A 16,805-nucleotide genomic window follows, 5' to 3' on the forward strand; every position below is an offset into this window, starting at 1 on the left:
GCGCGGCACGCCGGGCGCGTCTGAGATCCGGTGCTGCCGACTCTGCCTGCACTGATGTGCGATCCGACTGAGCTTCCCACCGTTCGCGGAGTTCCGGCATTCACGAGCCGGCTGCGGCGTGAATGCTCGGACGATGAGTTTCGTCCTCGCGACCACTGTGCTCGCAACAATCGGCCCGATCGCGCATGCGAACGAACTGCTCTCCAGAGGGGTGACCAAACGAGAGATCGCCCGCGCTCTCACCGCGGGCGAGATAGTTCGGGTGCGCCGAGGCGTGTATGCAGAGGTGGGAACATCCGATGACCTCATTCACGCGGCTGAGCACGGTGGTGTGCCGTCATGCACAGTCGCCGGGCGGATGCTCGGGATATGGATCCTCGATGAGGACGAGATGTCGGATGTCGCGACGCAGTTCGCTCCGGCGCCGCACGTGTGGATGGGACACGCTGGAGCGCGTCACGAGTGCGGGCGACCGCACTGCAGGGGAACGCCGCGCACACACTGGGATGATGGCGTGGCGCGGCTGGGCGACCTGCCACCGGTTCACAACGTGTTGCTGCAGATCGCGGTGTGCAAAGGAGAAGAAGTGTTCTTCGTTGCGCTGGAGTCAGCACTGCGAAAGAGCCTGCTGTCACCGGGTGGGCTGAGATGGCTTGGTGAACGCGTCCCGGAAGGCTTGCGCTGGCTCATCGCGTTCGCACGAACGGATGCCGACAGCGGGCTGGAGTCCCTCGTCCGCCTTCGCCTGCACCGCCTCGGGATCACGGCACGAACTCAGGTGCGAATCGCTGGCGTTGGGGAAGTGGACTTCCTCATCGGTGACCGTCTGATCATAGAAGCGGATGGAAAGTCGAACCACGATGACGGATCCACCACCGATCTCAAAGCCCGAGGTTCACTGCGCCATAAGGATCTGCTTCGTGACGCGAGGGCAGCCGCACTCGGATACGAGACGCTGCGATTCGACTACGCCATGATTGTGCACGACTGGCCAACGGTGGCGGCCGCGATCCTCGCCAAGCTCGCAGCGGGCGCCCACCTGCATCACTTATCGCATCGGCTCGTGCCTCATCTCTGACGGGGTCGGTCCGTGACGGCGCGCCCGAGCGCCGACGGACCGCGGCGCGCCGTGTCCGTCTGAAATCCAGCACAAGTGGGTGGCGTCGCTGGAACGTGCACGGATCAGTCGCGGGGCGACAGGAGGTACTGATTGAGTTCGGCCGTCAGGGTGCGGTCGACGGGTATCGGGACACCGTCGATGGCGGTGATGGGGACGGCCAGTCGGACGCTGGAGACCAGCCACGCGGCATCCGGCTTCGAAAGATCCGTCGCCGGGATGCGGTCGTACCCGGCGTCGAAGCCGCGACCCGCCAGGTGCTCGTACACGCTCAGCTGAGTCGTGCCGTGCAGGATGCCACCGGTGGGCGCCGGAGTGGTGAATCGATCGCCGAAGCGGAGGATGAGTGATGCCGTGGGCGCCTCGAGCACGAAGCCGTCGCTGGAGAGGAAGATCGCATCATCCGCTCCCCTGCGATGCGCCTCGCGCAGCGCCGCCATGTTCACGGCGTACGACAGCGTCTTCGCCCCGAGCAGCAGCCAAGGAGCCTGCTCCGCGGCATCCAGGCCGTACCCGCGATCGAGAGTGACGACCTTGATGCCGGCCTCACGGACAGTCGCGAAATCGGATGCAGGCGCAGCCGTCACCCAGGCGGTCGGGGTGGGTCCGTGCTCGACGCCGCGGCTGAGGATCAGCTTGATCACGGCCTCCCCGGCAGGGCACTGCGAGGCAGCAACCGCGACAGCCTGACGCCACTGCTCGTGGTGAGGCACCGGAAGATCGCACAGCCGCGCTGAGTTCGCCAGCCGCTCGAGGTGTGGGAGGACCTCCTGCGCATGTCCATCGACCACGCCGATCGACTCGAACACGCCGTCGCCGCGCTGGGTGCTGAGCTCCCCCACGCTGAGCGCAGGGGCCGCGGCATCCACGACCGTGAATGTGTCGGCGTAGTCGGCGCGCTCCTCGGAGGCACCTATGGGATCGATGATCAGAGCGAAGCGCCGGGTCATACAGCGACTCTACGACTACGGCACCGAAGGGAATACCAGCGACGTGCGGACGTTACAATGGAGTGGCCGGGCCGCATAACCCCGGGCTCCAAATTCTGCCGCTGCGAGCGGCCTTCCGCCGAGAGGCGTTCTTGCGGCCCGGTCTTTCTGTGTCCTGGACGGATCTGCCCAGTGCGCGTCAGTTCAGTCCGCCACTGCGCCAGAGTCCGGCCGCGGCACTCAGGTCGCCCGCGTACATGTGAAGCCGTCGGGCACGGGCGGTGAGTTCAGTCGCGCGCTCCGGCTCGGTCGCCTCGTAGTCGTCAGCGGTGTGGGTCGCCCCTGAAACCTGAACACGGCAGAATGCGGCCGCACGCTCGAGCGCGACCGAGAAATCGCCGCGGAACACACCCCGAAGGATCGTGTCGATCAGCGCCACGATCTCCTCCGGGTTCGCCGGCACCGGCGCGCCCGCGACGACAGCATCCACCGAGCCGAGTTCGACGCGGCCCCGTTCGTAGAGCAGCGCAGAGGTCTGCGGATCACTGTGGATGGCCAACTGCAGCAGGTACAGGCGCCAGAGTGCCCCGGGAAGTGAGACGGCGGGGGCCGTCGCCCACAATTCGGCGATGTCGTCGATGCCGTGTTCGGCCGTGAACGCGATCAGGCGTTCTGCGCTCTCCCCGCTCTCGTCTTCGCGAGCGCGGGTCAGCAGAGCGGATGCCGTGGCGTGAGCGATCCTCGTCGCCTCCGCGGAATCAGAGGAACCGACGAGATTGTCGAAGGACGCCGACGGGCGGCGGACGGGACGGTGGAACTGCTCGGGCATCCGTCCAGGGTACTCGCGCTCAGGCGGTCGGGATCGCGATGATCGGATCGCTCGTCGGCTGCCCGGTGGGTGATCCGCCTGCGGGCTCCACCGTCACGGCGATCACGTCGCCTTCGTGCATTGCCCCTTCGAGCAGCGCGGTGGCGTCACCGGCATCCGCTTCGAAGAGACCGGCGGGCACCGGTTCATCGCCGCGCACGAACCACAGCTCATAGGTCTGATCGTCGCTGAGCGGCTCGAGACCGTCTGCGACGAGAACCGCGCTGCCCACTGATGTCGACCAGTGCGCGGTGGCGACTGCGCCGGATTCCAATTCCACGGAGGCCTTCTGCGCGTCCGTTGCCGACTGGATCTCGTTCAGGGCGACGACGGATGCCGGTGTCGTCAGCTGCGACGTGAGGGCGACGATTCCGAAACCCAGACCGGCGAGAAGCACCAGGCATGCGGCGAGCGCGAAGATGGTGCGTCCCCAGCGACGGGGCGGGCGCAGCAAGGGATCTTCGACCTCGTGTACCTGGTCGGCGGCTGCCGGCGTCGCGGCGTCATCGCCCTGCGGCATCGTGGCGATCTGAGCGAGCAGGGCAGCACGTATGCCGGCCGGCGGCGCGGCCGTCGATGAGGCATCGGCGAGCAGGTGCGCGGTCTCGACATCGTCGTCCGCGATCGCCTGCCACTGCGGGTGGTCGGCGAGGGCGTGCGCATAGCGCTGCTCATCGGCATCCGAGAGAGCGTGGAGGGCGTGCCCTGCAGCCAGCTCGGCGAATTCCTTCTCGTTCATGCGTTCACCCCCATCTCGCTTCGCAGACGTGAGAGTCCGTCTCTCATCCTCGTCTTGATCGTTCCCAGCGGCGCTCCGATCAGCACCGAGATCTCGCTCTGGCTGTACCCGCCGTAGTACGAGAGGACCAGGGCCTCCCGCTGCGGTTCGGGGAGCGTCGCCAGGGCTGCGACGACCTTGCCTCCTTCGATGCTCAATTCGACCTGCTCGGCGACGCTGTCATGCGCGACACCGAGATCTCGCGTTCCTACCCGCATGTCACGGTCTGCGCTCGACTGTGACGCACGCACCCGGTCGACCGCCCTGCGGTGAGCGATCGTGAGAACCCACGTCCTGCCCTGTCCCTTGTTCGGAGCGAACCGTGCAGCGGATTGCCACACCTCGAGAAAGACCTCTTGGAGCACCTCTTCGCTCTGCGATCGATTGACCAGCACGCGGAGGATCAGTCCGAAGACCCGGGAGGAGAGCAGATCGTACAGATCGGCGAAGGCTCTCTGGTCTCCGTCGGCGACACGGACGAGGAGGTCGGCGGCGAGATCTCCCGCCGAGCCGTCCTCCGGCATATCCACGCCGTCAATGACCATCCACATAAGCATGCCGTATCTGCCTGGTCCCGTGCCGTTCCCTCGCCCATCGGCGCACCATCCGATATCGAACAGAAAGATTTATCCATCCGATCCCATCCGATCTCGGAGGGGCTCCGAAGAATCCTCGACACCGCGGGAATGCCGCGGTTCCGATTTCCGGAGGTAGACATGTTCAGCACCAAGAAGAAGATCACCGCAGCTCTGTCGCTCGGCTTCGCCAGCGTTCTCGTGCTGTCGGGTTGTTCGATGAGTTCGGACACGGCCGAAGAGCCGGCCGACTCCACCGCACCAGAGACGTCGCAGGAGACGCCCGAGGCGATGGATCCCGCAGGCGACCTCGTCGGTCCCGGTTGCGAGGCGTACGCCGAGGCGGTGCCGGACGGCGGCGGCTCGATCGAGGGAATGTCGAAGGACCCCGTGGCGGTCGCAGCATCCAACAACCCGCTCCTGAAGACCCTCGTCGCAGCTGTGAGCGGACAGCTCAACCCGGACGTCGACCTCGTCGACACTCTCAACGGCGATGAGTTCACCGTCTTCGCGCCGGTCGATGAGGCATTCGCGATGATCGACCCCGCCACCATCGAGGCACTGAAGACGGATTCGGCGACGCTGTCGTCGATCCTCACCTACCACGTGGTTCCCGGCCAGATCGCGCCCGAGGACATCGCAGGTATGCACCCGACCGTGCAGGGTGCCGACCTCGAGGTCACCGGCAGCGGCGACGAGCTGATGGTCAATGACGCGAACGTGATCTGCGGTGGAGTTCAGACCGCGAACGCGACCGTGTACCTGATCGACTCGGTCCTCATGCCGCCGGCTGAGTAAGTAGAAGTTCCGACCTTTGGGTAGGTCGGAATGGGGGGCGACGCGGTCGCCGGCGAAGCTGTGTCGCCGGCGGCCGCGTTGTGTCGTCGGCGGGAGCTCACGACGGAATCGGTGCGGATTCAAGCAGCCTCCGACGCCCGCTAGACTGGAGATACGGGCCTCTAGCTCAGTTGGCAGAGCATCGGACTTCAACATAATAGGAGCGCCTCGAGGGAAACCTCGGGGATGACACCACTCAAAGTCGGGGAACCCTTCCTGGGAGACCAGTTGGCAATCCCGAGCCAAGCCGGACGCAAGCCCGGAAGGTGTAGAGACTGGACGGGTGGCACCTAAAGCGAAAGCCAGGGTGAAGGGACAGTCCAGACCACGAACGTCCGACGGACGGCGGCGAAAGTCGAAGTGGTATGTTAATCCGCGGGTCATGGGTTCGAGCCCCATGGGGCCCACCGTATCCAACGTCTGACCTGGGCGTTATCGTGACCGCATGAAGATGTGCGGCACGTGTCAGATGGTCAAGCCGCTGTGCGAGTTCAATCGGAAGTCCTCTCGCGCAGACGGCCGCCAAGAAGTCTGTCGCGAATGCAATCGGGCATCATCGCGGAAGTACTACCGACAGCATCGGGCACACCACAAATCAGTGATTCGGGCGCGGACGATCGCGCAGCGATCTGTGAGCATCGCATTCATCACGAAGTATCTGAACGACCACCCTTGTGTCGACTGCGGAGTTTCAGACCTCCGCGTACTCGACTTCGATCACCGACCGGGCGGCAACAAGCGCGACGGCGTGATGCAACTCGTTCGGAACGGGTTCGGTCTGTCAATCATCGAAGACGAGATCAGCAAATGTGATGTGCGCTGCCGTAACTGCCACGCCATCGTGACCTACGAGCGCATGGGGAACAACTGGCGTTCGACGGCGGCGGGTAGAAGTGTGCCGCCGCCTGGCTGCGATACGACGGTTCTTCACGACCTCTAGCACTGCTCACCCTCATCGACCACCCCCTTCAGGGCATCCGTCCTCGGCGAGAGAGTCGAAGCGTCCCATCCGGGGCACTCCACTCACCGCGAAAGGAATCAATGATGGCCAAGCTCACCGACAAGCGCGTCGCCTTCCTGGCGACGAACGGATTCGAGGACAGCGAGCTCACCAGCCCCTGGGATGCCGTGACCGGTGACGGTGCGACCGCGACGATGGTCGCACCCGACGGTTCGGAGATCACCGGCAAGAACGGACATGTCCAGACGGTCGATCTCGCCGCTTCGGATGCTTCCGCCGATGACTTCGACGCACTCGTCCTCCCGGGCGGTGTCGTGAACGCCGATCATCTGCGCCTGGACAAGCCCTCGATCGCACTCGCACGCTCGTTCTTCGAACAGCACAAGCCCGTCGGCGTGATCTGCCACGGCTCCTGGATCCTCATCGAGGCCGATGTCGTCAGCGGCCGCACGCTCACCAGCTATCCGAGTCTCGCCACCGATCTTCGCAACGCCGGAGCCACTTGGGTCGATGAGGAGGTCGTCGTCGATCAGGGTCTGGTGTCGAGCCGGACGCCCGATGACCTTCCCGCGTTCAACGCCAAGGTGATCGAGGAGATCGCCGAGGGGCCGCACTCGGGTCAGACGGCCTGAGCGTGCTCCTCACGCGGCGCGTGAGCGGTGGCGCCTGACCGCGGCGCGATTCGCGCACCGAACGGAGCAGTAGCGCTGGCGTCCGTTGCGGGTCACGTCGACCACGACATTCGTGCACGGCTCGGCTTCGCATCGACGCAGTCTGCTCATGCCGCGCGTGACCAGATGCAGCGAGGTGCCGACGCCTATCACGGCGCGCAGCACGAACGGCAGCGCGTCGTTGCTGTCGCGGTAATGCAGATGCCATCCTTCGCCGTTGTGATCGACCAGGCGCGGGTAGGCCGCTGCTGATGCCATCTGCAGGTTGAGCATCGCAGCGCGGTCTTCATCGCGATCGCTGTCGACGATGCGCAGCCAGTCATCGACCACGACTCGGCACGCCGCGTGGTCATCCGCGCCATGAGCGAAGTCCATCGTCATCCCCGCCTCGCGGGTGCGCTCGACGATCCCTGCGCGATCTGTCGGCCAGTCATTGGCGAGGGATGCCGCCAGCAGCACCGCGTACTCGCCGTAAGGGTTGAGATGCATAACAGCATTACATCACGCTGGAAGCATGACCTCCACGACAACAGCATCCATCCCGCTGAGCGCCGCGACGCACGAGCACGGCTGGAGCATCGAATCTCGCCATATGACGAGCGAGGGACACGTGCTGTACGTGCGCTGTGCGGAATGCGGCGCACGGCGCATCGACGTGCAGCACGCGCCCGACCAGCCCCCACAGGCGCTCAGCCGCGAGGCGCCGGCCTTGGCACTCCCACAAGCCTCTCGGCGCCGGTGACGACGGCCTGCACGGCACCGCTGGACGCGGTCGCCAGCTCGGCCGACAACGCCGCGATCTCGGATGGTGGAGCCCACACCTCGAAGGCGGCCTTCGCTTCGTACACGGGGTCGGCGAGCAGCGCGCCATGACCACGCACCCACTCACGCAGCAGGTTGTCGTAGCGCCCGGCATCCGCATGATCTACCGCGACCGTCACGCAGGCGAGAACACGTCGATCGACCGTGGTCGCGAGATCGAGCGCTTCTGACACGGCGGAGGAGTACGCGCGCACCAGTCCCCCGGCACCGAGCTTGATCCCACCGAAGTGGCGCGTCACCACGGCCACGACGTCGGTGAGTTCGCGACGCAGCAGAACCTCGAGCATCGGCACGCCAGCGGTGCCGGATGGCTCGCCGTCATCCGAAGAGCGTGCCCGATCGCCCAGATCACCCGTGATCTGCGCCGAGCAGTTGTGCCCGGCATCCCACGCGCGACGTTTCACATCGGCGATGACGGCATCCGCCTCCTCCGGCGACGCGACCGGCACGACATGCGCGATGAAACGAGACTTCTTGATCACCAGTTCATGGTCGACGGGTGCAGCGATCGTGGCCGGGTAGCGCCTGGTCACCGCTCCGGCACCCACGCCAGACTCCCGCTCTCCAGTCGCTCGGCGACCGCGATGAACCAGTCGCGCTCCGCGCGTTGCTGACTCCGTTCGAACTCGGCCTCGATCAGGAGGATCTCCGGGACATCGGATGCGGCATCGAGATCCGAGCCGATCGACGCGATCCGTGCGTCGAGCGCCGCGATGCGCGCACGCAGCGCGAGGATCGCTTCGCCCTTGCCGAGGATGCCGACATACGAGAGCGCCGCGATCGTCACGGTCCGATCCGATTGCGGAGAAGACAGCAGCGCCGCGACGCGGTGCCGAACCTCGGCGCGGCCGGCATCCGTGAGCGCGAACACCGTGCGCTCGGGCCGCCCGCCCGCCTGCTCGGATCCGATCGGCTCGATCAGATGCGCACGCTCGAGTCGCTGGACGGCATGGTAGATGCTGCGCGGAGCACCGGTGACGAAGTCCTTGCGGGTCTCCACGACGAATCGGTGGATGTCGTAGGGATGACGCGGTCCGACGGTGAGCAGGGCGAGCACCGTGAGGGCCGCGAGATCGCGGTCGGTCCGGCCCGGCTGCCGCTTCGCGTCGTTCACGCGACCGAGTCTACGAGCTTGACAGGCATTAGTGCATCTTGCACTATTATTATGGCAACTTGCACTAAGAGAGGAAGAGCCATGGAAACTGTGAAGACTCCGCCCGCGATCGCAGAGACGTTGGAGCGGATGCGCCGGGCATGGGACGCCGGAGATGCGACCGCGTTCGCGCAGGAGTTCACTGAAGACGCGACGTACGTGATCTTCGCCGGCATCGTCAGCCGCGGGCGCGACGAGATCCGCGCCGATCATGTGCCGGTGCTCGAGAAGTGGCAGCGCGGCACGCGGATGTCGATGAACGTGCTCGACGTGCGCGTCTACGGCGGCGACGTCGCCGTGGTGCTCACGGACGGCGGCATAGGCAAGGGCTCACACATCCGCCACGACAAGGTGCAGACCTACACGCTCGTCCGCGAGGGGGACCGCTGGCTGTGCGCCGCCTTTCAGAACACCAAGCGCAACCGCCTGTTCGCCGCGATCAACGCACGGGCGAAGAAGCAGCCGGCCGCGGCCTGACGCGCGCCGTCCTCAGGCCGTGAGCGCGGCGAGCTTCCTGGTGGTGCGCAGGTTGCGTGCTGTGCCTGCGACGCCGAGGGCCCTGTCCAGCACGGACTTCGTGAGCTTCGTCGCCTGGACCCCTTGCTCGCTGTAGGCGATCCACAGGTCTCGGCCGACGAGTGCGACCCGCTCCCCCGGCATGAGTCGCTGTTCGAGCGCCACGACGGCATCCGATGACGGCTCACCCTCCAGGAACATCGCGTGCACGAGCTTCTCGATGCCGTCATGGAAGGGCTGCGCTTCGAGCGACGCAGTGAGCTCACCATGGGTGCGCGTGATCACAGGAGTGTCGACACCGAACTCCGTCGAGATCACCTCGCGGACGCGAGCGCAGGATGCCACGGCATCCGCGAGTTCGTCACAGACGATGTTGCCGCTGGCGATGTAGGTGGAGACGCCGACGAGATCGGTCTCGGATGCAAGGACCTCACGCAGTCGCACCATCGGCACGAGATTGCGACCGCTGACATTGACAGCACGCAGCAGCAGGACGCTGCGACTCACGCGCCGGATTCCTCAGCCGCCTGCGAGCTCTCGATCAGCTCGGCCCCCGCATGCGCCATCTCGGCGAGTGCCGTCTCGCTGGATTCTGCGCCGACGCCCGCGACGAGATCGGTCAGCACGCGGATGTGGATCCCGTGCGCGGTCGCGTCGAGAACGGACGCGCGCACGCAGTGGTCCGTCGCCAGTCCCACGACGTCTGCCGTGAGCACGCCTCGCGCACTCAGCACCTCGGCGATCGTGGTGCCATCCTGCGTGACACCTTCGAACATCGAGTAGGCGGGCTTGCCCTGCCCCTTGTGCACGTGGTGCGTCACGGCATCCGCAGTGAAGAGCTCGTCGTACTCCGCACCGGGCGTTCCGGCGACGCAGTGCTCGGGCCAGGTGTCGAGGAAATCAGGGTCATCCGCGAAATGTCCGCCGTTGTCGCTGTCCGCATCGTGCCAGTCGCGCGATGCGGCGACCACGTCGTAGTCACCGGCGCGAGCTGCGAGGAATGCGGACACTCCGGCTGCCACGGCATCGCCACCCGCGATCGCGAGCGCACCGCCCTCGGTGAAATCGTTCTGCACGTCGATGATGAGAAGCGCCTTCGTCATGATTCGAGGGTACGCCGATGCCTCGGCCGAACGGCGAAGCCCCGTGATGTCGTTCACATCACGGGGCTTGTGGAGCCGCCTGTCAGAATCGAACTGACGACCTTTTCATTACGAGTGAAATGCTCTGCCGACTGAGCTAAGGCGGCGTGCGCTGCAAGAGCGGCACGATCAACGATATTACCCTGTCGAAGCCACCATCGCGAACCGACGCCTTGGCGCGGTCAGATCAGCTGCATTCGAGGTCGGCCTCCGGCACGGCGTCATCGAGGAAGTACGCCTCGACCGCCTCGTCCACGCAGGTGTTGCCCTTGTTGTACCCGGTGTGCCCCTCGCCGACGCGGGTGATCAGCACGCCCTCTTCGAGCTGCTCGGCGAGCGACACCGACCACTCGTACGGCGTCGCCGGATCGTTCGTCGTGCCGACCACGAGGATGGGACCCGCGCCTTCGGCATGGATCGCACCGCGCGTGCCGGTGGGCGGATACGGCCACACCGCGCACGTGTCGGGACCGCTCCAGTACGGCGCGATCGTCGGCGCAGCAGCTTCGATCTTCGCCATCGTGGCGTCCTCGGCGGCCTGATCGTCCTCGACCGGGTAGTCCATGCAGTTGTACGCCGTGAAAGCCTCGCTGGAGTTGGAGAGGTAGACGCCGTCTTCACGTTCGTTGTAGAAGTCGGCGAGGTAGAACGCGCTGTACGGATCGCCCTGCAGCGTTTCGTCGAGCGCCTGGGTGAGGAAGTCCCAGCTGTCCGCGGAGTAGAGCGCGGCGATGATGGCGGTCATCAGCGAGTCGGCGCCGAGCATGCGCCCGTCGTCGTTCTTCAACGGTGTGCGGTCGACGCTCGCGAGCAGCGCTCCGAGGTCTGCCATGGCCTCATCCACCGTGCCGTTGAACGGGCATGACCCGGAGTCGAGGCAGTCCTGCATGTAGGCGCGCAGCGCCGCCTCGAACCCGATGGCCTGGGTCGCGCCGACCTCGAGTCCGGGAACGGCGGGGTCGATCGCACCGTCGAGCACGAGCCGGCCGGCCTTCTCCGGATACAGCTCGGCGTATGTCGCGCCGAGGAATGTGCCGTAGGAGTAGCCGAGGTAGTTCAGCTGCTTGTCGCCGAGCACGGCGCGGATCAGGTCCATGTCGCGGGCCGAGTTCACGGTCGTGATGTACGGCAGGATGCCGTTGCTGTTCGCCTCGCACGCATCCGCGAACGCCTGGTCGGCCTTGGTGAGTTCGGCCTCCCATGCATCGGTGCCGCGCGCGGCGGTGGGGATGTCGTAGAGGTACTTGTCCATGTTCGCGGCATCGAAGCAGCTCACGGCGCTGGAGTCGCCGACGCCGCGCGGGTCGAAGCCGATCACGTCGTAGTTCTCGATCAGGTCGGCGCCGACGGCGTAGTCGAGGCTGTCGAGGATGAAGCCGCGGCCGCTGCCGCCTGGACCGCCGGGGTTCGTGAGCAGCGATCCCATCGGCGTGCCAGTGGCCTGGTGGCGCACGATCGACAGCTCCATCGTGGCGCCGTCCGAGGGGTTCTCCCAGTCCAGCGGCGCCGTGACGTATGCGCAGTCGAATCCTGCCGCCGCTCCGCCGTCGCACTCGGTCCATTCCAGCGTCTGCTCGTAGAACGGCAGCAGTTCGGCCGCGACGCCCTCGGTGTCGGGCTCGTTCGTCGTGGACGGCCTCGGCTCTGCGCCTTCAGGGATGAGCGAGTACAGGCATCCGCTCAGCATCATGGATGCTGCGGCGAGACCCGCGGTGATTGCGACGATGCGTCGCACGCGAGAAGTCTGTCGAGTGGTCACGGTTTCCTCCCGCTCGCGACAGTCACGAGCAAACTCTCCAGGGCGAGCGTCGGGGCGACATTGCGCTCCAGCGATTCCCGGGTCTCGGCAAGATGGTCAAGAACAACCAGCGTACGTGTCACCGACCACGCGTGAGCCATCGCGCTCAGATCGTCACGCAATTCCCGGTTGATGAGGTCTTCGCCCCGGCCGTACTGCAGCATCACGACGTCGCGGAACATCGACTGCAGGTCGGTGAGCACTCGATCGATGCCGTCGCGCAGGCTGCGGGTCGCGCGCTTCTTCTGGTCGTCCTCCAGCGCGGATATCTGTGAGCGCAGCGCAGGCGGCACCGCCTGCCCCTCGGCGATGCCGACCGTGCGCAGCAGACTCGCGCGTTCCGCGGCGTCGCGCTCGGCGGTCAGCGCCTTGGCGTCATCGGTCGCCGCCTGGATGATGTGCCCTGCCACCTCGACCGCACTGCCGACTCCACGGACACCGAGCACGGAGCGCAGCGTCGTGTCGCGCCTGTGCCGTGCCGCGTCGTCGGTCGCCAGGCGCTGCGCCATGCCGATGTGGCGCTGGGAGTGGCGAGCGGCCTGCTCTGCCGTGACCTCATCGGCGCCGGTGCGCTGCACGATCAGCCGTGTGACGTCGTCGACATCGGGTTCGCGCAGCCGCAGGGGGCGAACGCGGGAGCGGATAGTGGGCAGCAGATCGGCCTCGCTCGGTGCGCAGAGGATCCAGACCGTGTTCTCCGGTGGTTCCTCGAGAGCCTTCAGCAGCACATTCGAGGTGCGCTCGACCATGCGGTCGGCGTCTTCCACGACGATGACCCGATAGCGACCGGCCGACGGTGCGAAATACGATCTCTCGACCAGCGCCCTGGCCTCTTTGATCGTGATGATGACCTTGTCGGTGCGCAGCGCCGTGACATCAGGATGCGTGCCGGCGAACACCTGCCGCATCGCGTGCTCATCGTCGGGGCTGTCCGCGACGAGCGCTGCAGCGAACGCGTAGGCGAGGGTGGATCGCCCGGATCCTGGAGGGCCGGTGATCAGCCAGGCGTGCGAGAGCGCGGAAGGATCGGATGCCGCGGTGCGCAGCGCCTCGACCGCGTCGTCCTGCCCCCAGACGTCCGTCCACGGGAACGGGGCGAGGGTGGGTGACGACATGGATTCAGCGTAACCTGCAGCGCCGACGTCGATCAGACGAGCCGCGCGACGCGGAGGCGGATGGCTTCGGCGATCTCCTCGGCGGATGCCGCGGCATCCAGCACCAGGAAACGCACGGGCTCAGCGGCGGCGAGCGCGAGGAATGATTCGCGCACTCGGGTGTGGAACTCGGCCTTCTCGGATTCCAGCCGGTCGAACGGCTTGTCCGCTGAATCGAGACGTGTTCTGGCCGTCGCAGGATCGAGATCGAGCAGCAGCGTCAGATCGGGCAGCGCACCCTCGGTAGCCCACAACGACAGTTCTCGCACCTCGGTGGCATCGAGCACGCGTCCGGCGCCCTGGTAGGCGACGGAGGAGTCGAGATAGCGGTCCTGCAGCACGATCTCGCCCCGCTCGAGCGCCGGTCGCACGACCGTCGCCACGTGGTGCGCGCGGTCCGCCGCATAAAGCAGCGCCTCGGCGCGCGGTGCGATGTCGCCGCGGTGATGCAGCACGATGTCGCGGATCAGCTGACCGACCTCGCTGCCGCCCGGCTCTCGCGTGCGCAGCACGGTGTGCCCGGCATCCGTCAGCCACTTCTCGAGCATCTCGGCCTGGGTGGTCTTGCCGGAGCCGTCGCCCCCCTCGAGAGTGATCCACACTCCTGAGCGTGCACTCACCGGCGCCTACTTCTTCGCCGCGTTCGCGGCACGCGTGGCCGCGGCCTTCTTCGCCGCAGCCGAACGTGCGGCGGCCTTCTCCTCGTCGGTCTTCGCCGCGGGCTTCTTCGCGGGCGCCTTCTTGGCAGGCGATTTCTTCGCCGGAGCCTTCTTCGCGGGGGCCTTCTTCGCAGGTGCCTTCTTCGCGGCGCCCCGCTTCGGAGCCGGACCCTTGGCGCGCTTGTCCGCGAGCATCTGCGTGGCGATCTCGAACGTGATGTCCTCGGGCTTCTGACCGCGCGGGATCGTGACGTTCGTCTCGCCGTCGGTGACGTAGGCGCCGAAGCGTCCGTCGCGGATGCGGATCGGCTTGCCGCTGACGGGATCGGCCTCGAACTCGGCGAGCGCGCTGGAGGCACGGCGGGAGCCTGCACCGTATTTCGGCTGCGCGTAGACGGCAAGGGCCTGGTCGAGGGTCACATCGAAGATCTGCTGCTCGCTCTCGAGCGAGCGCGAGTCGGCGCCCTTCTTCAAGTACGGCCCGTAGCGGCCGTTCTGTGCGGTGATCTCGTCACCGGACTCCGGGTCGGCGCCCACGACGCGCGGCAGGCTCAGCAGAGTCAGTGCGGTGTCGAGGTCGATGTCCTCCACGGACATCGAGCGGAAGAGCGAGGCCGTGCGCGGCTTGGGCGCATCCTTCTTGGCCGTCTTCTTCTTGGGCTTGTCGACGACCTCCCCTGTCGCCTCATCGACCGCGACGTCCTCCTCCGGCAGGTTCTCCTGCACGTAGGGACCGTAGCGGCCGTCCTTCACGACGATGAGCCGACCATTCTCGGGGTTCTCGCCGAGAACACGGTCACCCGCGACAGGTGCGTCGATGAGCTCCTGCGCCTTCGCCGCTGTCAGCTCATCGGGTGCGAGTTCCTCGGGAACGTTGACGATGCGTCCGCGCTCCTCGGGCTTCGTCGGATCGATGACCTCGAGGTAGGGGCCGTACTTGCCGAAGCGCAGTGTCGCGGTGTCGGTGATGGGCGTGGAGTTGAGCGCACGCGCGTCGATCTCGCCGAGGTTGTCGACGACCTGACGCAGACCCACCTGCGCCTCGGTGCCGAAGTAGAACGACTTGAGCCATTCGACGCGCTTCTGCTCACCGCGCGCGATCGCGTCGAGGTCGTCTTCGAGGGCGGCGGTGAAGTCGTAGTCGATCAGGTCTGCGAAGTGCTCCTCGAGCAGACGTATGACGCTGAACGCCATCCAGGTCGGTACGAGCGCCTGTCCGCGCTTGGTCGCGTAGCCGCGATCGATCACTGTGCCGATGATGCTGGCGAACGTCGAGGGGCGGCCGATGCCGTGCTCTTCGAGCGCCTTGACCAGCGAGGCCTCGGTGAAGCGCGGCTTCGGAGTGGTCTTGTGGCCCTTGGCCTCAGCATCCGACATCCCGAGCTCGTCGCCGACGGCGACCGCGGGCAGCGACTGGTTCGAGTCGGCGTCGGCGTCGCCGCGCTTCTCGTCCCGGCCCTCTTCATAGGCTTCGAGGAAGCCCTTGAACGTGTAGACGGTTCCGGACGCCGTGAACTCGGCGACCTCGCCGGCGGCATCGACCGACAGCGTGACCGTGGTGGTCTCGTACTTGGCGTCGGCCATCTGGCTGGCGACCGTGCGCTTCCAGATGAGGTCGTACAGTCGCAGCTCTTCGCGGTCGAGCTCGCCGGATACCGAGGACGGCTTGCGGAAGTTCTCCCCCGATGGGCGGATCGCCTCGTGCGCCTCCTGCGCGTTCCTGCTCTTGGACTTGTACACGCGGGGCTTGAGCGGCACTGCCTTGTCGCCGTAGAGCGCGACCGCCTGGCTCCGTGCCGCCTGCACCGCCTGGGTGCTCAGCGCGACGGAGTCGGTGCGCATATAGGTGATGAAGCCCTTCTCATACAGGCGCTGGGCGACGCTCATCGCCTGCTTCGCGCTCATCGAGAGCTTGCGTCCTGCCTCCTGTTGCAGCGTGGAGGTGGTGAACGGGGCGTACGGGCTGCGCGTGCCGGGCTTCGCCTCGACCTTGGTGACGGTGCCGGCACCCGTGGCGTCGACGGCGTGCGCGAGAGTCAGCGCCCGCTTCTCGTCGAGGACGACGACGGCCTTCTTGAGCTTTCCGTTGTCATCGAAGTCGGTGCCCCTGGCGAGCTGACCCCCGTCGACACGGACGAGTCGCACCTTGAAGGCCGTGCCGGTGGCGGAGGCGGATGCTTCGACATCCCAGTAGTCGGCGGAGACGAACGCCATGCGCTCGCGCTCACGCTCGACGATCATGCGAGTGGCGGCGGACTGCACGCGTCCGGCGGAGAGACCGGTCTTGACCTTGTACCACAGCACCGGGGAGACATCCCAGCCGTAGAGACGGTCGAGGATGCGACGGGTCTCCTGGGCGTCGACGAGTGCGAGGTCGAGCTCGCGGGTGTTGCCGATGGCCGCCTGGATCGCGTCCTTGGTGATCTCGTGGAACACCATGCGCTTGACGGGCACCTTCGGCTTCAGCGTCTCGAGCAGGTGCCAGGCGATCGCCTCGCCTTCGCGGTCCTCATCAGTGGCGAGCAGGAGCTCGCCGGCATTCTTCAGCGCACGCTTGAGTTCGGCGACGGTCTTCGTCTTGCGATCCGAGACGACGTAGTACGGGTCGAACCCGTTGTCGATGTCGATCGAGTACTTCCCGTATGCGGCCTTGTCGGCGGCGGGGATGTCCTTCTTATCAGCGAGGTCGCGAATGTGGCCGACGGAGCTGAGCACCTCGTAGTCATCACCGAGGTACCCCTGAATCGACCTCATCTTCGTCGGAGACTCGACGATGACGAGCTTCTTGCCTTCAGCCAAGGGTGCGTCCTTTCTTCGAAGCACAC

The 16,805-nt window shown here is 66.3% G+C and carries 18 protein-coding genes and 1 tRNA gene; 5 read left to right on the forward strand and 14 right to left on the reverse strand.

Going from position 1 to position 16,805, the window contains the following annotated elements; all coding sequences use genetic code 11:
* Positions 1-133 precede the first annotated feature (133 nt).
* A complete protein-coding gene (locus IEV67_RS13965; RefSeq protein WP_188437173.1) occupies positions 134-1,078 on the forward strand; it encodes a type IV toxin-antitoxin system AbiEi family antitoxin domain-containing protein in 945 nt (314 codons plus the stop codon).
* Positions 1,079-1,182: 104 nt separating this feature from the next.
* Here the strand turns inward: IEV67_RS13965 and IEV67_RS13970 are convergent, their stop codons facing one another.
* The 4 genes from IEV67_RS13970 to sigK form a co-directional block, all read right to left on the reverse strand.
* Positions 1,183-2,067, reverse strand: coding sequence for an aminodeoxychorismate lyase (locus IEV67_RS13970; protein WP_188437174.1), 885 nt, complete (start codon positions 2,065-2,067; stop codon positions 1,183-1,185).
* A gap of 178 nt (positions 2,068-2,245) precedes the next feature.
* A complete protein-coding gene (locus IEV67_RS13975; protein ID WP_188437175.1) occupies positions 2,246-2,875 on the reverse strand; it encodes a DNA-directed RNA polymerase subunit beta in 630 nt (209 codons plus the stop codon).
* Between the two features lie 19 nt (positions 2,876-2,894).
* Positions 2,895-3,653 (reverse strand): anti-sigma factor, encoded by a 759-nt coding sequence (locus tag IEV67_RS13980; protein WP_188437176.1) that lies wholly within the window; start codon positions 3,651-3,653, stop codon positions 2,895-2,897.
* A complete protein-coding gene (gene sigK, locus IEV67_RS13985) occupies positions 3,650-4,249 on the reverse strand; it encodes an ECF RNA polymerase sigma factor SigK (protein WP_188437177.1) in 600 nt (199 codons plus the stop codon). Before sigK ends, IEV67_RS13980 begins: the two co-directional genes overlap by 4 nt.
* Before the next feature lie 159 nt (positions 4,250-4,408).
* On the opposite strand from sigK, the gene IEV67_RS13990 reads away from it, so the two are divergent.
* The 3 genes from IEV67_RS13990 (at position 4,409) to IEV67_RS14000 (ending at position 6,697) form a co-directional block, all read left to right on the forward strand.
* Entirely contained in the window at positions 4,409-5,065 is a 657-nt protein-coding gene (locus tag IEV67_RS13990; RefSeq protein ID WP_188437178.1) for a fasciclin domain-containing protein, read from the forward strand.
* A gap of 670 nt (positions 5,066-5,735) precedes the next feature.
* Positions 5,736-6,044 (forward strand): hypothetical protein, encoded by a 309-nt coding sequence (locus IEV67_RS13995; RefSeq protein ID WP_188437179.1) that lies wholly within the window; start codon positions 5,736-5,738, stop codon positions 6,042-6,044.
* 104 nt (positions 6,045-6,148) lie between these two features.
* Positions 6,149-6,697 carry a type 1 glutamine amidotransferase domain-containing protein gene (locus tag IEV67_RS14000; protein WP_188437180.1) on the forward strand — a complete coding sequence of 183 codons (549 nt, stop codon included), beginning with the start codon at positions 6,149-6,151 and terminating at the stop codon, positions 6,695-6,697.
* 9 nt (positions 6,698-6,706) lie between these two features.
* On the opposite strand, the gene IEV67_RS14005 is transcribed toward IEV67_RS14000, so the two are convergent.
* From IEV67_RS14005 to IEV67_RS14015, 3 genes are all read right to left on the reverse strand, one after another.
* Positions 6,707-7,225: a CGNR zinc finger domain-containing protein gene (locus IEV67_RS14005; protein ID WP_188437181.1), complete on the reverse strand. Its 519-nt coding sequence runs from the start codon at positions 7,223-7,225 to the stop codon at positions 6,707-6,709.
* Between the two features lie 200 nt (positions 7,226-7,425).
* Positions 7,426-8,106: an IMPACT family protein gene (locus IEV67_RS14010; RefSeq protein WP_229703130.1), complete on the reverse strand. Its 681-nt coding sequence runs from the start codon at positions 8,104-8,106 to the stop codon at positions 7,426-7,428.
* Positions 8,088-8,672: a PadR family transcriptional regulator gene (locus IEV67_RS14015; protein ID WP_188437182.1), complete on the reverse strand. Its 585-nt coding sequence runs from the start codon at positions 8,670-8,672 to the stop codon at positions 8,088-8,090. Before IEV67_RS14015 ends, IEV67_RS14010 begins: the two co-directional genes overlap by 19 nt.
* An 81-nt stretch (positions 8,673-8,753) precedes the next feature.
* Between IEV67_RS14015 and IEV67_RS14020 the strand changes: the two genes are divergently transcribed.
* Positions 8,754-9,188 carry an SgcJ/EcaC family oxidoreductase gene (locus IEV67_RS14020; protein WP_188437183.1) on the forward strand — a complete coding sequence of 145 codons (435 nt, stop codon included), beginning with the start codon at positions 8,754-8,756 and terminating at the stop codon, positions 9,186-9,188.
* Between the two features lie 12 nt (positions 9,189-9,200).
* Here IEV67_RS14020 and IEV67_RS14025 read toward each other — a convergent pair whose 3' ends face one another.
* The 7 genes from IEV67_RS14025 to topA form a co-directional block, all read right to left on the reverse strand.
* Entirely contained in the window at positions 9,201-9,734 is a 534-nt protein-coding gene (locus IEV67_RS14025; protein ID WP_188437184.1) for a DUF1697 domain-containing protein, read from the reverse strand.
* A complete protein-coding gene (locus IEV67_RS14030; protein ID WP_188437185.1) occupies positions 9,731-10,330 on the reverse strand; it encodes an isochorismatase family protein in 600 nt (199 codons plus the stop codon). Before IEV67_RS14030 ends, IEV67_RS14025 begins: the two co-directional genes overlap by 4 nt.
* A 70-nt stretch (positions 10,331-10,400) precedes the next feature.
* Positions 10,401-10,476 (reverse strand) — tRNA-Thr (locus IEV67_RS14035).
* Positions 10,477-10,556: 80 nt separating this feature from the next.
* The gene (locus IEV67_RS14040; RefSeq protein WP_188437264.1) at positions 10,557-12,059 is read right to left on the reverse strand and encodes an alpha/beta hydrolase; all 1,503 of its coding nucleotides are present in this window, start codon (positions 12,057-12,059) and stop codon (positions 10,557-10,559) included.
* A gap of 65 nt (positions 12,060-12,124) precedes the next feature.
* On the reverse strand, positions 12,125-13,282 hold the full coding sequence (locus IEV67_RS14045) for a DNA polymerase III subunit delta' (protein WP_188437186.1): 1,158 nt from the start codon (positions 13,280-13,282) through the stop codon (positions 12,125-12,127).
* 32 nt (positions 13,283-13,314) lie between these two features.
* Positions 13,315-13,941, reverse strand: a complete 627-nt coding sequence (tmk, locus tag IEV67_RS14050) for a dTMP kinase (protein ID WP_188437187.1) — start codon at positions 13,939-13,941, stop codon at positions 13,315-13,317.
* Positions 13,942-13,947: 6 nt separating this feature from the next.
* The gene (topA, locus tag IEV67_RS14055; RefSeq protein ID WP_188437188.1) at positions 13,948-16,779 is read right to left on the reverse strand and encodes a type I DNA topoisomerase; all 2,832 of its coding nucleotides are present in this window, start codon (positions 16,777-16,779) and stop codon (positions 13,948-13,950) included.
* Between the last annotated feature and the right edge of the window lie 26 nt (positions 16,780-16,805).

The organism is Microbacterium murale (assembly GCF_014635185.1).
In the GTDB taxonomy this organism is placed as follows: Bacteria; Actinomycetota; Actinomycetes; order Actinomycetales; family Microbacteriaceae; genus Microbacterium; species Microbacterium murale.